Below are 403 nucleotides of genomic sequence, written 5' to 3' on the forward strand. Positions count from 1 at the left end.
GCCCGGAAGCCAACCCGGGTGATGTGCCCCGGGCCACCGACGCGGTGTTGGTGCAGTTGGACATGTTGGCCGAACGCAACCCGCATCTGCTGTTCGAGGCCACCAGCAACTTCCCACAGGCCGTCGGCAGCGCCTTCCTATCTCGTTGCGACATGGTGATGGAGGTGCCACTGCCCGGCAAGGATGCCTGCAAGCAGATCCTGGTGGACTGCCTGAATGGCCTGGCAAAGACATTCCCGGGGATTGGCAAGCTTTCCTCGGCTCACCAGTTCGACGCGTGCGCTGGCGAGTGCGTCGGATTGGATGGTCGGGCCATTCGCAAGGTCGTAGCCAACGCCCTCGCGGCCGACCCGCAAGTGGCTATCGATCCGAACAAGCTTTCCGTAGAGCACCTGCGCAGTGC

At 63.5% G+C, this 403-nt stretch carries 1 pseudogene; it reads left to right on the plus strand.

Annotation, left to right across the window (positions count from 1 at the left end):
• Positions 1 to 403, plus strand: a pseudogene (locus KVT32_RS28945) (cell division protein); the annotation flags it as partial.

This window comes from Achromobacter sp. GbtcB20, assembly GCF_019091095.1.
In the GTDB taxonomy this organism is placed as follows: domain Bacteria; phylum Pseudomonadota; class Gammaproteobacteria; order Burkholderiales; family Burkholderiaceae_B; genus Achromobacter; species Achromobacter mucicolens.